Annotated in this window: 11 protein-coding genes; 7 read left to right on the top strand and 4 right to left on the bottom strand. The window is 45.6% G+C overall.

Translation table 11 applies throughout. The features are described from left to right. Positions 1-36: 36 nt before the first annotated feature. Entirely contained in the window at positions 37-1,035 is a 999-nt protein-coding gene (locus tag AC23P2_RS14705; protein ID WP_487773905.1) for a serine hydrolase domain-containing protein, read from the top strand. Positions 1,036-1,222: 187 nt separating this feature from the next. Here AC23P2_RS14705 and AC23P2_RS14700 read toward each other — a convergent pair whose 3' ends face one another. Further along, complete coding sequence (locus AC23P2_RS14700; protein WP_028525419.1) at positions 1,223-2,194, bottom strand: glycosyltransferase family 2 protein; 972 nt, start codon at positions 2,192-2,194, stop codon at positions 1,223-1,225. A gap of 222 nt (positions 2,195-2,416) precedes the next feature. On the opposite strand from AC23P2_RS14700, the gene AC23P2_RS14695 reads away from it, so the two are divergent. From AC23P2_RS14695 to AC23P2_RS14670, 6 genes are all read left to right on the top strand, one after another. After that, positions 2,417-3,229 (top strand): HpcH/HpaI aldolase family protein, encoded by an 813-nt coding sequence (locus AC23P2_RS14695; protein WP_487773904.1) that lies wholly within the window; start codon positions 2,417-2,419, stop codon positions 3,227-3,229. Between the two features lie 17 nt (positions 3,230-3,246). Next, positions 3,247-5,367, top strand: a complete 2,121-nt coding sequence (locus tag AC23P2_RS14690) for a hypothetical protein (RefSeq protein WP_487773903.1) — start codon at positions 3,247-3,249, stop codon at positions 5,365-5,367. 33 nt (positions 5,368-5,400) lie between these two features. Continuing rightward, positions 5,401-6,381 carry a Gfo/Idh/MocA family protein gene (locus tag AC23P2_RS14685; RefSeq protein WP_487773902.1) on the top strand — a complete coding sequence of 327 codons (981 nt, stop codon included), beginning with the start codon at positions 5,401-5,403 and terminating at the stop codon, positions 6,379-6,381. Positions 6,382-6,397: 16 nt separating this feature from the next. After that, positions 6,398-7,795: a purple acid phosphatase family protein gene (locus tag AC23P2_RS14680; protein WP_487773901.1), complete on the top strand. Its 1,398-nt coding sequence runs from the start codon at positions 6,398-6,400 to the stop codon at positions 7,793-7,795. A 263-nt stretch (positions 7,796-8,058) separates the two neighbouring features. Continuing rightward, positions 8,059-8,505 (top strand): cold-shock protein, encoded by a 447-nt coding sequence (locus AC23P2_RS14675; RefSeq protein ID WP_487773900.1) that lies wholly within the window; start codon positions 8,059-8,061, stop codon positions 8,503-8,505. Positions 8,506-8,733: 228 nt separating this feature from the next. Further along, positions 8,734-9,432 (top strand): hypothetical protein, encoded by a 699-nt coding sequence (locus tag AC23P2_RS14670; RefSeq protein WP_487773899.1) that lies wholly within the window; start codon positions 8,734-8,736, stop codon positions 9,430-9,432. Positions 9,433-9,479: 47 nt separating this feature from the next. Here AC23P2_RS14670 and AC23P2_RS14665 read toward each other — a convergent pair whose 3' ends face one another. The 3 genes from AC23P2_RS14665 to AC23P2_RS14655 all read right to left on the bottom strand — a co-directional run bounded on the left by AC23P2_RS14665 (position 9,480) and on the right by AC23P2_RS14655 (position 14,296). Further along, complete coding sequence (locus AC23P2_RS14665; protein ID WP_487773898.1) at positions 9,480-11,894, bottom strand: hypothetical protein; 2,415 nt, start codon at positions 11,892-11,894, stop codon at positions 9,480-9,482. Between the two features lie 19 nt (positions 11,895-11,913). Further along, entirely contained in the window at positions 11,914-12,846 is a 933-nt protein-coding gene (locus tag AC23P2_RS14660) for a metallophosphoesterase family protein (RefSeq protein WP_487773897.1), read from the bottom strand. Positions 12,847-13,204: 358 nt separating this feature from the next. After that, a complete protein-coding gene (locus tag AC23P2_RS14655; protein ID WP_487773896.1) occupies positions 13,205-14,296 on the bottom strand; it encodes an acyltransferase family protein in 1,092 nt (363 codons plus the stop codon). Positions 14,297-14,326: the final 30 nt, after the last annotated feature.

The raw sequence follows: 14,326 nt of genomic DNA, 5'->3' as shown, positions 1-14,326 counted from the left end.
CCGTTAGCGGGAAGCAAAAACAAGCAAAACCATAAAATGACACGAACTGAAGAGTTTATAGATAAGATTACAACCATTCTTAAAATTTTGCCAGTTCACACGGAAGTCTCTATTTCTGTGACAGAAAATAATACGACAACTTATTATGGTTTAAAAAATGAAGGAGAAAAAATTTCGTATCCAAATAATAAAACATCGGCATTTGAAATAGGTTCTGTTACTAAATCTTTTACAGGGAATGTACTAGCTCAACTAGTAGTTGAAGGTAAAGTAAATCTTGACGACCCAATTTCAGATTTTCTTCATTTTGAACTGAAAAATAATCCAACTATAACGTTGAAACAATTAGGTATGCATACCTCTGGACTTCCGAGAATGCCAATTGGTTATGACGATAGAAAAAATTTCATTAAAGAAAACCCTTTTAGTAATTATTATGAAGAGGATTTAATAAACTATTTAAAAAATGACCTTAAAATGGAATCACAGCCTGGAGAAAGGTTAATGTATTCAAATTTAGGCTTTGGTTTGCTTAGTTATGTTCTGTCGAGGATTCAGGGACAATCTTTTACAGAAATAGTTGAAACGAAAATTTTCAATCCATTGAAAATGCAGCATTCGGCATTTAGCATTGATAGGATTTCTACAAAAGTGATTAATGGCTTGGACAAAGAAGGGAATTATACACCCCATTGGGATGGAGGAATTCTTGATGGTTGTATTGGTATTATTTCCACATCCGAAGATTTAGCAAAATTTGCAATGGCAACTTTAGATATAAAGAATAAAACGACTGACCTGCAAGTTTCTAATGCTGTTTTGGCTAAACCAGATGTTTATTCGGCAATTGGTTGGGTGTTGGTAAAATTTTCTGAAACGGGGTCTATTTTAAAAATAAATGGTGGAACAGCAGGTTCTTCCTCTTCCATTTTTCTCAATCGCCGAAACCAAAAAGCATTAACCTTCTGCTCTAATATTCATCCCGATACTTATATGGATATAGTAGAACCATTGTGTTCCGAAGTTGTGAAATAATTTTTGGACAGCCCATTGAATGCTGCCAGCCGCTAACAAAAATATTTATGCAAACAGGGCTGAGACTACTGAAAGTGAAGGCAGATTCTCAAATCTGACTCCCAAGGTTTCTCAAAACCTTGTTTCATTCGGTTGAGAGCAACCTCAAAGGTTGGTTAGAAGTAACCAACCACACATTTACCGCACATTAAAGCCCAATCTGTTCCGAAACTAGGTAGTCAGGCTGTTTCACGGTATGTTGTTTCACCATCATTTCTCCCAAAAATCCTGCTAGGAAAAGCTGAAATCCTATGACAATCGCAACCAATGCTAAGTAAAACAGCGGATTTTCAGTGACATTTCGATAGGGCTCGTGCGTGTAAATCAAATATAGCTTCTTGATAATCAATGCCGTCGTTATCAAAAAACCAATCAAAAACGAGAGCGTTCCCCACAGTCCGAAGAAGTGCATGGGGGCTTTGCTAAAACGATGCACAAACGTGATAGAGAGCAGGTCTAAAAAGCCATTGACAAAGCGTTCGAGCCCAAACTTCGTGCTTCCGTATTTACGTGCGCGGTGTTGCACCACTTTTTCACCAATTTTACGGAACCCACTCCACTTAGCCACCACGGGAATATAGCGGTGCATTTCGCCGTAAAGCGTAATGTTTTTAACGACGCGCTGTTTATAGGCTTTCAATCCACAGTTAAAATCGTGAAGATATACCCCTGAAATACTGCGCGTTACGGCATTAAAGAGTTTGGTAGGCAAGGTTTTGCTAAGAGGGTCGTAGCGCTTTTGTTTCCAGCCCGACACCAAATCGTACCCATCTTCGGTAATCATCCGGTACAGTTCGGGTATTTCGTCGGGGCTATCTTGGAGGTCGGCATCCATCGTAATTACTACTTTGCCTTTTACCACCTGAAAACCCGTTTGCAAGGCGGGCGTTTTGCCGTAGTTGCGGTTGAAACGAATCCCTTTAATACTCGGATTATCGACCGCCAATTTTTGAATGATTGACCAAGAATCGTCAGAACTTCCGTCGTCGATAAGCAATACTTCGTAGCTAAATTGGTGCTCATCCATCACGCGTTTTATCCACGCAGTAAGTTCAGGTAGAGATTCTTCTTCGTTGAAAAGTGGTATAACCACCGATATATCGAGGGCTTCGTCAGGCATACTGTCCAAAATCATTTGTGTATCTCGAAGCAAAGCTACAAATTCTTTCGGTGCTTCCATTGTCTTTTACAGTTATTGATGTTGCTCACCTTCGGTGAATAAATTACCTTTTCCCAATAAACGTGCCAAAATAGATTCTCATATAAATAGCCTCATCCTTTGCCCCAAACGTATTACTTCTACCGTTGTTATTAAGAAATACTTCCTTTTCAGATTCCAACCATGACCCTTAGCTTACTCCAAAAACTACAAAACGGCCAAAATGTGTATGGCACTTGCTTTACGTCCACCTCGCCCATGTGGCCTGCTACGCTCAAAAAAGTAGGGCTTGATTTTGTTTTTATTGATACGGAGCATATCCCGCTAGACCGCGCAGAACTCGCCAAAATGTGCCAAATTTTCCGCGCCTTGGACATAACGCCCATCGTTCGTATTCCCAGCCCCGACCCATTTTTGGCTTGCCAAGTGATTGACGGCGGCGCGCTGGGAGTGGTAGCACCTTATTTGGAATCAGTCACCCAAATTCGCGAATTAGTAGGTGGCGTAAAGTACCGCCCGCTGAAAGGCGAAGTACTGCACCAATACCTCCACGAAGGCGTAGAAATGCCCGCCGAACTCGCGCAGTATATTGCCAACCACAACGCCGACAACATTTGTATTGCCAACATCGAAAGTGTACCTGCCCTCGAGCGCCTCGACGATTTGCTGTCGGTCAAAGGCTTAGATGCGGTGTTTATCGGCCCGCACGATTTGTCGGTGAGTTTGGGCTTGCCAGAGCAGTACGACCATCCCGTTTTTGAGGAAGCCGTTCGTACCATCATTCATAAAACCCGCGCCCATGGATTAGCCATTGGCATTCATTTTTCGCTGGAGCCCGAGCGACAAATCAAATGGATCAACGAAGGTGCCAATATTGTGGTGCATAGTTTTGACATCGCGCTGTTTACCCAACGTCTCCGTCATGACCTTTCGGTGATAAAACAAGCCGTTGGAGACGCCGTCCAATCCGATGCTTCCCCCAATTTAGTCATCTGACATAACCTACCATCGGCATGTTAACGTCACTTTTGACCTCAACTCCAACCCCTAGTCGGCGACTGTCAACGTTTGTAACGGTAGGACTTTCGTTGTGCATTGGTTGGGGCATCCGTGGGAACTTCGGACATGAATATGGCGCTGCTTTTGCGGGATGTTTGGCGGCCATCACGGGATGTTTGCTTTCTGGTCGCCCCGACTGGCGCGAAAAAGTGCTCTATTTTGCTTTTTTTGGAGCAATTGGTTGGGGATTCGGAGGTTCGATTTCGTACATGCAAGTCATTTCATCCACCGAAAGCGGCCATGCTCCTTCTCAACTTTATGGGTATGTAGCCTTGTTTTACATCGGTTTTCTATGGGCGGCATTGGGAGGCGCAGGAACGGCATTGGCCGCTGCCGCCGACAAATCGACCCTTACTCGCCTGACAAAACCCGTTTGGTGGTTATTTGCGACTTGGTACGTGCTAGACCTCATCGAGGATCCTGTTGCCAACTGGCTACAGTCGGGCATTGCGTTTGACCATACTTGGTCGCGTCACAAAAGCCCGCTTTACTGGTTTGATGCCGATTACCTACCTGCCTTTTTTGCGCTGCTCGCGGCGGGTTTGTACGATACGTGGGAACAACGTTTCAAAAAGAGCTTTTGGTTGCCACTTTGCTTGCTAGGCGGTGCGCTCGTCGGTTTGGTAGGGCAATGGGGTTTACAAAAAACGGGGCTATCACCATCGCTTGCCGCTGCGCTTACCTATACGCTGGGAGACCCTACCTACATCGACCCTGAAACGAAAAAAGCGGCCTTCGACGCCCATAACTTCCTGAACAACTGGCCTCAATGGTTTGGCGACTACCCCCAGCACGTTGGTTGGTTCATTGGAGCAGTGTTAGGCATTACCTTTTATTTTTATCGCTTTGGCAAATTCCGCGATGGTGCTTCCCTCATTGTTTACATGGCAGGCGGCTGGCTGATTTCGTTCCTGATTTTCCCTGTGCTAGGAAGCCTCTTTTTTACGTCCATTGGCGGTTTGCGCATGACACCTCCGCGCAGCGACGACTGGGCTGGAATCACGGGCGCATTTGTGGGAATGATTCTCTGGATGCGCCGCAATGGTTACCAATCAGTAGCGTTTGCATCTGTTGTTTGCGGGACGATAGGCGGGCTAGGATTTTCGGGGATTCAATGGATAAAACAACTCTTGATGGCCTTTGGAAGTCCCCGAATTTTACCTGCTACCGACACTCACCAACTGGCGCTTTGGGCCGATTGGCAACAACAAAATTGGCATAGTTTTTTGGAACAAAGCTACGGTTTTGTCAACGGCATTGCCATTGCGACTTTGTTTGCCATCTTAGCGGCGCGCTTACCTTTATCAGCCCCTTCACCGCAAAAAACGTCTGCCGAAAAATGGGCATTGGGGGGAATGACTCTTTTTGTATTGCTTGGAATTACGTACGTCAACCTATTTAAAAATGTTAGTGAATGGGGCGAACGGCTCAACCAAGAAGTTTGGACTCAGACTATCACACTTTCCGACGGAAGTACCGAAACCGTTCCTACGCTTTGGGATGTCCCCTATTTGGGTCGCCTTCCATACATTGATTTTCTCCATTTTACGCCCGAAGGCTGGTTTCGACTGACGTGGTTGCTGCTCCTTGCTTTGTTTGCCCTCCTAATCCGACGTCATTTCAAAGAGCCCCTTGCTTTATTTCCCAAAACGTGGTTGGGCAAAGGACAATTACTTTTGCTGGTCTTGCTTTGGGTTATGATTATTGGGAACTTTGAACGCGCGCTCGTTGGTTGGCATCCCTCGCGATTGCTCACCGAATGGGTCATTACTGTCAATGCCATGCTGGTTTCATTGCTGTTACTGACCTTACCACGCGAGCACGAGCCTATTTTTGATAGTAGTGAAACCTTTAGCCATTTTCAACACCAATCCTTTAACGGTTTGTATAAAAAAGCCTGGATACGCGCGCTGAGTACCGTTGCCGTTGTCAGTGTATTTTTTTGGTCAACCAACCGCTTTATATATGCGTATCCACCGTACGAAAAATTAGATAAAAAGACGTATTTTACCCGTCTCGGGCCTGAAGCTACATGGCGCTCCAAGCCCAATCTTAAAAACGCCAAGCACAAATAAACAACACCGTATTCATTGAAAACTTTCGCTTTTATGGAACATATCAACTGGGGAATGATTGGTTGTGGCAACGTAACCGAAAAGAAAAGTGGGCCTGCTTTTAGCAAAGTGCCGCACTCGTCGCTCATCGCTGTCATGGGTCGCGATGCCCAAAAAGCCGCCGATTATGCCCAACGCCACGGTGTGCCTAAATGGTACAACGATGTCGATGACCTTATCAACGACCCCGACGTCAACGCCATCTACATCGCTACTCCTCCCAACGTTCACCTCGAATATGCCGCTAAGGCCATGAAAGCGGGCAAGGCCGTATATGTAGAAAAACCAATGGCGCTCAGTGCCGACGAATGCGAGCAAATGAACCAAATCAGTCGCGAAACGGGGGTGCCGTTGTTTGTGGCTTATTACCGTCGTCAGTTGCCTTATTTTCTCAAACTCAAGGAATTGGTGGACAAAAAAGCAATTGGAGACATCCGTTTGGTCAAAGTTCAAATTCATTATAACCCCTACTCTGAAGAAATCGGCGACGGAGCCCAACCACGTTGGCGCGTTGACCCCGCGATTTCGGGTGGAGGGCATTTCCACGATTTAGCATCGCACCAGTTCGACTTGTTAGAATACATTTTTGGCCCTATTGCGTCGGCCAAAGGCATTGCCAGAAACCAAGCTGGACTGTACCAAGCCGACGACATTGTAGTTGCCTCCTTTGAATTTGAGTCGGGCGTATTGGGAACGGGCAGCTGGTGCTACACCCTCAACCCCGAACAACGCCTCGACGAATCGGAATTGATTGGTTCAAAAGGGAAAATCACCTTTTCGTTTTTCGAGCGCTTCACCATTCGCGTTGAAACCGCTGAAGGTACCGAAACCTTTGAAATACCGTACCCTGAACACGTTCAACAACCCCTCATTGAAACAATTGTTCAGCAGCTCAGAGGTGAAGGTGCCTGCCCCAGCACGGGTGAAACTGGTGCTCGCGCTAACCTCCTCATGGATCAAATTGTACAATCATAAGTCAGTGACCTTTGCTATGAAAGTTATCCAAAACTCAGGCGTTTTTGGCCTTCTACTAGGCAGTTTTTTAGCCCTAACGAGCGCGGCACAAACGCACAAACCTTACACACCAAGCCCTTATCCCGACCGTATCATTATGGGTTGGCAGGAAAACAACGCCGCCACTTCGCAGTCGGTCAACTGGCGAACGGATTCTACCATTGTTGCGGCCATTGGCGCCATTCACGAAGCCGATGCTTCGCCCGATTTTGTAAAAAAAGCCACGTTGGTACCTGCCACGACCGAAACTGTTGTCGTGGACGGCAAGCGTGTACTTTATCATACGGTTCATTTTACCAACCTCAAACCCAACACCAAATACAGTTACCGTGTGGGGGCGGGCGAATATTGGAGCGAGTGGTTTCATTTCAAAACCGCCAACGACCAAGCCGTGCCATTCTCGTTTTTGTATTTTGGAGATGCCCAAAACGACATTCGTTCGCTGTGGTCGCGCACCATTCGAGGGGCGTACTCGGCCATGCCTTCGGTGAGTTTGATGATTCACGCGGGCGACCTCATCACTACCTCCAACGCCGACTGGCAGTGGGGCGAGTGGTTTGAAGCAGGCGGCTGGATCAACGGCATGGTGCCAACCCTGGCCAGCCCAGGCAATCACGAATATTTCCGCGACCCCGCAGGCAAATCGTCGCTGTCTATCCACTGGCGGCCTTCGTTTGTTTTGCCAGAAAACGGTCCTTCGGGGCTCAAAGAAACCGCCTATTACTTTGACTATCAAGGCGTACGTTTTGTTTCTTTAAACTCCCAAGCTGCCTTACTCGATGCTACTATTTTGGAAGAACAAGCCAAATGGTTGGTGGGAGTCTTGGAGAAAAACCCCAATCGCTGGACAATTGTGACGCATCACCACCCGATTTATTCGACCGCCAATGGACGGAACAACGATGAATGGCGTTTAAAAATGGAGCCCATTTACAAAAAATACAACGTCGATTTGGTTTTACAAGGCCATGACCATACTTACGGACGGGGTCTTAACATGCCTTTGGGACAGAGCCGAAAATACCCCGATGGCCCTATCTATGTGGTGTCGGTCAGCGGGCCTAAAATGTACACGATTGGCTTGCAAGACTGGATGGACAGGGCAGGCTCTAACACGCAGTTGTACCAAATCATTTCGGTCGATGGCAACAAGCTTTCGTACAAAGCATACACAGTGGCGGGAGAGCTTTATGATGTTTTTGATTTGACCAAAAATGCAGGTGGCCGCAATAAGTTAATTGACACCGCCCCTAAGTTGGCTCCCGAACGCCTCGCTTTACCTGAAACTTATCTCAACCGCTTTACTCCTGAGCAAATCAAAGAGTACGAAAACCGCTTTAAAGAATACAAAGCACGCAAACAGAAGAAAAAATAAGCCTTTCTCCTCCCTCCTAAGGGACAAAAGTATCTCTTCTCAAAAGTTTTAAACTTTTGAGAAGAGATACTGAAATTATAATGGTATGTTTGTTGTTAGAAAGTCTATCAGCATACCAAACTCCCTGTTTTTGTTCGCTTCCCTCTAGTTGTACAATCACATAAGGCAATTAATCTACGCCGTCAAACCGCATTCTTTAATCCTTTGGTATCTCTGCTACACAATTTAATTCAAAGAAATACCATCATTAAACCAAGTACCAAATGGGCGGATCAAAAACAACATTTACCAAGAAAGAGCGCGAACAGAAAAAAATAAAAAAACGTAAAGGGAAAGAAGAACGAAAAGAAGAACGGTTGGCTTCGTCTAGCAAAGGAAAAGGACTAGAAGACATGATGGCCTATGTGGATGAAAACGGCAATTTATCAAGTGTGCCACCTTCGCTAATAAAAAAACAACCTGAAAAGCCAAGAGAGTACTCTGCTGAGATTCAAAACGCCGAGGACGATGCGACGGACCGTATTGGTAGTGTCCATTTTTTCAACGAACAAAAAGGCTACGGTTTTATTAAAGATACTAAGACCAACGAAAGCATTTTCGTGCATATCAACGAATTAAAGGAGCCCGTCAAAGAAAAAGACAAAGTTTCATTCCAGATAAAAATGCGCCCCAAAGGCCCCGTGGCAGTTGAGGTCAAGAAAATAGGGTGATTTCAACTCGAAAACGTTCGCCAAAGCCGCTATTTACAGCGGCTTTTTTGTTTTAAATTGTCTTAGCCTAAACTAACTACCTAAGCAAAATCTTTGAAGTTGTCATTGTAATCAATATATTGCCCCATCAGAAAAATAGTTCTTAAAAAACATACCAATAGAGAGCTCTCCTTCTGTTCAGCAACTATTTATTCGTATTTTTTAATGAAGTCTAAGCCATTGATATTGATGAAAAAAAACTTCACTCTTTTTTCTTTGACGCTTTTCAGTCTCCAAAGCGTCTGCGCTCAAACCGCCCAAGAAGTGTTTGCCAAAAGCCAGAAAGTCTATGAAAATGCCGTTTTTTACCTCGACTCTGGCAAAGTATTTCAACAATTTTACGACTTACCACAACCTTTTGAAAAAGCGAAGTACTTCAAAACAGCCTACGATAAAAAGGGGCGATTCAATTTTGAATATTACGAGGTTGGTTTGTCAAATTCGCTCATGGTCATCAACCGCAACGCCAACAACGTAGCCCAATCTTGGTGGGGAATTGGCAATCAAACACAAAACAATCAGAATTTAGATAAACTTCTCTCATCCGCAGGTGGGGTATCGTCTCGTACTTCAATCCAAATCCCTGGATTACTGCTCACTAACCATAAACTTTTAGGGGAAAGTATTTTTTTATCCACCAAAAACGCGCAGTTGGATACCGACGAAACTATCAACGGGATACTTTGCCACAAAATCAAAGGAAGTGGCTTTGGAGGAAGTGTAATGATCTGGATTGCCAAGGATAGTTACCTCATCAAAAGGGTTGAATCTGACCAAAAAGTTAGCAATTTTCGCGTTAAAAGCACTTTCGACTATTTTTCTTCTTTACCAACAAATTTAGACAACGATGTTTTTGAGTTTCGTCCTAATCGCAAAGTAAAGATGTAAGTTATATACCTTCCCGAAAGTTCACAACTTTCGGGAAGGTCGTAAAATCACTTCTTTATTAGCCAAATTTCGGTCACTTGTGGACCTTGACCGCCCTCGCCACAGGTCCAAATAAAGGTAACTTTGCCGTCGGCAGTCGATTTTTGGGGAACATCAAATTCAAAGAGAGGTTCTTCGCCCGTTTGGAAAAAATCGTGAATCACCACGCCGTCGTCGGTCATCAATTTCATCCGCGAACGAAAACGTCCTGTGTAGGAAACTCGCATTCGATACGTGGCTTGGGGGTCTAATTCGTCATAAGCAATTTTCAACGGCTCTTCATACAGCGTTTTGACCTGTTTCATCCACGCTCGCGGCGTTACTTGCCCTTTAAAACCTGTTGCCCTGATTTCATCCACCCATTCTTCCCCCACGATTCCAACGCCAAAACTTACCCGAGGCGACTGCAAACTGCCTGGGTCTTTCTCCCACGAAACGTCCGAAATCACCCGATACCAACTTTCGGGCGACCCGAAGTGGTCGTAAAAACCTCCCTCGCCTGGGTCGGTGCGGTGGAGTAATTGGTGGATTTTTTGTTGACGTTCGGCTTCGCTCGTTAGTTTTTCAATGTTACCCAATTCATCCATCAACCACGGAGAGTCGTTGAGCGGTAGGTCGATATTATCCACAAAATTTCCGCGCCCCGAAACCGCCCCGTATCGCTCTACTGTCAGCTGGGCACCGATACTTTTGAAAAGAGAATCGGCCAAATCGAAGCATTTTTGACGATATTCAGGCAAAATCGGCGCTTTTACCGCCCGGTCCAAAATCGCTTTAGCCTGCTGAATTGCGGCCAACGAACTTCCTTTGGTAGCACTTCGTAACGCATCCTTGGCTTGCTGCTCCAATTCTGTTTCGTACAACAATCGACGGCGGGTATAAGCATCATAATACGCCCGAATCAGCCCCATTTGAAAGCGAGGATTTTGTAAAACCGCCAACGATGCCTTTTGCTCCATTGATTGCCATTGCATCAGGGTTCTTTCCACCGACTCGTTGGTCAACAAAGGCCCTCGAAACGTATTTTCGAGCGAAATAAGCCCCTGCGCAACGGTTTCTTGGTAGTCCATTCCGACAAACAAACGCGCATAATCACGAAGCGTCTCGATGACAGGAGTTTCGGGATTCCAATCTTGGTCGCTCCACACAAATTTATTCACGTCGTCGTTGGTACCTTCTGAGTAGCTAATGCTCCCAACGCCGTATTCGTCCAAGGCATTATGAATCGTTTTTTCATCGTGCGGGCGAGGGTTAATACTTTCACGGCCAAGGGTTTGCGCAAACGTCAAATCCCAATGAGGAACGGGGTATTGAGAACTGTAATTGTGGGTAATATCGGGATAATGCCGAATCGGAATCGACGCTTTGGTGATGCGACGAATCTCTTGCACGGGCATTTTTACCCACGGCCCAAACACCACACCACCAAACCACGGATACGCTCGATTGACCTGCGCAAAAAACGAATCAAACCACTTTTTACTAGGTTTGAATACCTGCGGCGATACCCAGATTTTGGCTTTGGGATGGTATTTTTTCAAAACCACCGACATTTTTTGAAGCCACGCAAACATAATATCGGGTTCTAAATCGCCCGGGTCGCCTCCTGGTACAAATACGTGATCAAGTTTTGGAATGGCCGAAAATACTTTGTGACGCTCATCAAGTTCGATTTGAATTGAATCGGGATGGGTATAGTTCGAACCCATGTTGGGGTACCACATCCAAACGTCCAGCCCATATTCTTTACAAATCCGCGACTGCTCCCGAATCATATCCATGGCAGGCATTTTCATGTGCCCACTTTTCACGTCATCGTCGGTACGGGGTGGAACGAGTTCGATGCTATTGGCTCCAAAAAGGGCAAGTTCGCGAATGTATTGGTCAAATTGTGCCACCGAAAAAGCGTCGTAAGCATTGGTTTTAGGTCGATACCCCAGCTGATGTCCTCTCACGGGATAGCGCGGACTCGTAGCTAGTTGTACCTCTTCGTCGATGGTTATTTTTTGCGGGTACATCGCTAATTTTCGGAGTAAACGCCCTACTCCGTACAAAACACCGCGCGCATCTTTACCCATAACCAACACGGCTTGCGAAGCAGGAATCGTCACTAATTTAAACCCTTCGGCTGAGATAGTGGACAGTTTTCGTGCCTCCTTTTGCCACGCAGTCGGCAAAAGAGCTACGTCTTTTTCCAACACAATCACGACCAGCGGTGTTGCAGCTATTGGTAGTTTATCCGTTACTTCCCAGGTCACTTGGGTTCGCTTTTTTACCTCTTCTTGAAGGATTTCAATGCTTCGGAGCAGTACTTGTTTGTCCGAAATCGAAGTATAAATGCGCGCTTTGGTGAGGTCAATGGATTTTGCTAAACCCGCAAATGCCATCAAAAAAGCAATCAATAATAGTGGCAGTTTTGTCATAAAAAGAAGCTTTTACCCATCAAAACTTTAATACTTTTGGGCGAATTTCGGGGACATCGTAGTCTTTATTGTCCTGCGGAAACCCTACTTCTTTGGGCGAAGGCCCGACCCACTGAGACTTCTTGCCCGACATCGTAATTTTGCCTTTTTTAGAAATTTCAATCACCGTAAACAGCGGGTCACGGTAGGGTGCAGTGTATTTTATCCATTTGAAATTTTTATCGACCTCCTCGCTGTAACGAACGCGACCGTACTCTTCCCCAAGCCATTTGTAAGACATGGAGTTGATACAGACGTACCAGATTCCGTTGATGTTATCGGCGCGGTCGTAGTGAATATGCCCGTAGAAATTGGCAATTACTTTGTTCTTTTTTGCCTTTGCATTGTGGTTTTCAAGGATTTGGCGAATTTCTTCGGCATTGTCCACCCCGTCTTTGCCTAAGCCTTGGTGCGAGAAAATCACAATCGGCCCTTTCGCCTTCGTAAGTTCGTCGCGTAGCCACGCTATTTGCGACGGGTTTAAATGTTCTTGATAACCCTTCACGTCGGGCGATTTTTTGTCGTTGCCGTCTAAGACGATAAAATTGAATCCTTTTTGCTCAAACGAATAGTACGACGAAGTCATTTTTCGGTACTCCAACGCCTGTTTCAGCGAAAACCCACCGTCCATTTCGTGGTTACCAATGACGTGGTATTTGGGCCCTGGAAAACTATTCCAAATCTCAAAACCATAGGCATATTTGGGAGCAGGAGTTCCAAAATCGCCCAAATCGACTACAAAATCAGGCTTGGCCGTTTTCATGCTGTCCACAAACGCCGTCAAGCGTTCTTTGGCATCGTGCATGGTCGGAACGTGTACGTCCGAAAGCACCCCAAATTTTACTTTTTGCGCCTCCACGGTGGTTTGGACTCCCCACAACGCAAAACAGAGACAAATGAATTGTTTTCTCATATTTTCACAGAGGTCAGACGGTAGTCAGACCGTTTATGTTTAAAATTGTCTGGGTCTGACTGTCGTCTGGCCCAAATAAGCTTGATGTTATACGCAGGTCAGACGATAGTCAGACTGCTCGCTCTTATTTGGGTCTGACTACCGTCTGACCCAAATGAGCTTGATGTTATACGCAAGTCAGACGATAGTCAGACTGCTCGCTCTTATTTGGGTCTGACTACCGTCTGACCCAAATAAGCTTGATGATATACGCAAGTCAGACGATAGTCAGACCGTTTGCTCTCATAGTTTCAGAGGTCAGGCGATAACCAGACCGTTTGCTATCACCTGCTTGGGGTCTGACTATCGTCTGACCCTGTTACAGTTTGATAAAAATCTTTTTTCGATACAGCCAATAGGCTGGGACGAAGTTGATGGCTACGAAAAATAGGGCATAGAGCCAACTAGCAAGGTTAGGGTTCATTCCCATTCCCACCAAGGCACTGACAGCGTGTTCGTTCGGAGTTTTATCACCGAGTTTGGTTCCGAAAAAAAACAAGGCTAAGATGTCGCCAAGCACATATACCGAAATAGCATTAGCTCCAAAGATAATTCCCACTTGTGTTCCTTTGGTTTTCCCCAAAATATCAACCGTAAAATACAACGCACCCAACAACAAACTCGCAAAACCAGATGTCACCAGCACAAATGAACTCGTCCAAAGGTTCTCGTTGACAGGGAACCCAAGCCCCCAAAAATACCCCAGTACCGACGAAATCACGCCAGCGGTCATCAGGTAATTGACCTTTAGGTTTGGGCTTAAATCGGTGATTAACAAGCGCCCCGCCAACATCCCCGTGATTCCTGAAGCGATTGAAGGAAACGTACTGAGAATACTCTCGGGATCCCACGTACCTTGCCACATTTTTCCTGGCAAAAACTTTGAGTCAAACCACGCCACAATGTTTACGCCCGGTTCGAGCATCACTTTTCCTACGCTTGGGGTAGGAATGAGCGTTAAGGCCAACCAATAACCTACCAAAATACTAGCAGTTATCCACGCTTGTTGTCGCCAATTGGTATTTAAAAATAAAATAGCACATCCCATAAACACAAAAGCAATGCGGTGAAGTGTCCCTGTCCAACGGGCTTCGGCAAGATTAAAATCGGGCATCAGGTTGAGAAACATCCCAACGGCATAAATTTTCAGCGACCGAACGATGATTTTTTTGTACAACTCCTTTTTGCCACCGTCTTTCTTTTTTGAGTAAGCCAACACGATGGATACCCCAATCACATACAAGAAAATAGGCGCAACCAAGTCGGTAAACGAAAGCCCATTCCAGACGGTGTGGCGCAGGGTAAAAAAGACGTGATCGCTACTACCTGGGAAGTTGACCATAATCATGGCGGCCACCGTAAACCCACGAAGCGCGTCGAGTGAAATAAGACGAGAGCTTGAAAGAGACATCTTAGTTGGTGTCGGTTAAAGAAAGAATTA

The organism is Runella sp. R0.1_18, from assembly GCF_057652155.1.
This window is presented reverse-complemented; position numbering and strand designations above follow the sequence as displayed.

Bases quoted from the DNA above. Each gene is read 5' to 3' on its own strand.
- AC23P2_RS14705 (WP_487773905.1), top strand. From the start codon at position 37: ATGACACGAACTGAAGAGTTTATAGATAAGATTACAACCATTCTTAAA.
- AC23P2_RS14700 (WP_028525419.1), bottom strand. From the start codon at position 2,194: ATGCCTGACGAAGCCCTCGATATATCGGTGGTTATACCACTTTTCAAC.
- AC23P2_RS14695 (WP_487773904.1), top strand. From the start codon at position 2,417: ATGACCCTTAGCTTACTCCAAAAACTACAAAACGGCCAAAATGTGTAT.
- AC23P2_RS14690 (WP_487773903.1), top strand. From the start codon at position 3,247: ATGTTAACGTCACTTTTGACCTCAACTCCAACCCCTAGTCGGCGACTG.
- AC23P2_RS14685 (WP_487773902.1), top strand. From the start codon at position 5,401: ATGGAACATATCAACTGGGGAATGATTGGTTGTGGCAACGTAACCGAA.
- AC23P2_RS14680 (WP_487773901.1), top strand. From the start codon at position 6,398: ATGAAAGTTATCCAAAACTCAGGCGTTTTTGGCCTTCTACTAGGCAGT.
- AC23P2_RS14675 (WP_487773900.1), top strand. From the start codon at position 8,059: ATGGGCGGATCAAAAACAACATTTACCAAGAAAGAGCGCGAACAGAAA.
- AC23P2_RS14670 (WP_487773899.1), top strand. From the start codon at position 8,734: ATGAAAAAAAACTTCACTCTTTTTTCTTTGACGCTTTTCAGTCTCCAA.
- AC23P2_RS14665 (WP_487773898.1), bottom strand. From the start codon at position 11,894: ATGACAAAACTGCCACTATTATTGATTGCTTTTTTGATGGCATTTGCG.
- AC23P2_RS14660 (WP_487773897.1), bottom strand. From the start codon at position 12,846: ATGAGAAAACAATTCATTTGTCTCTGTTTTGCGTTGTGGGGAGTCCAA.
- AC23P2_RS14655 (WP_487773896.1), bottom strand. From the start codon at position 14,296: ATGTCTCTTTCAAGCTCTCGTCTTATTTCACTCGACGCGCTTCGTGGG.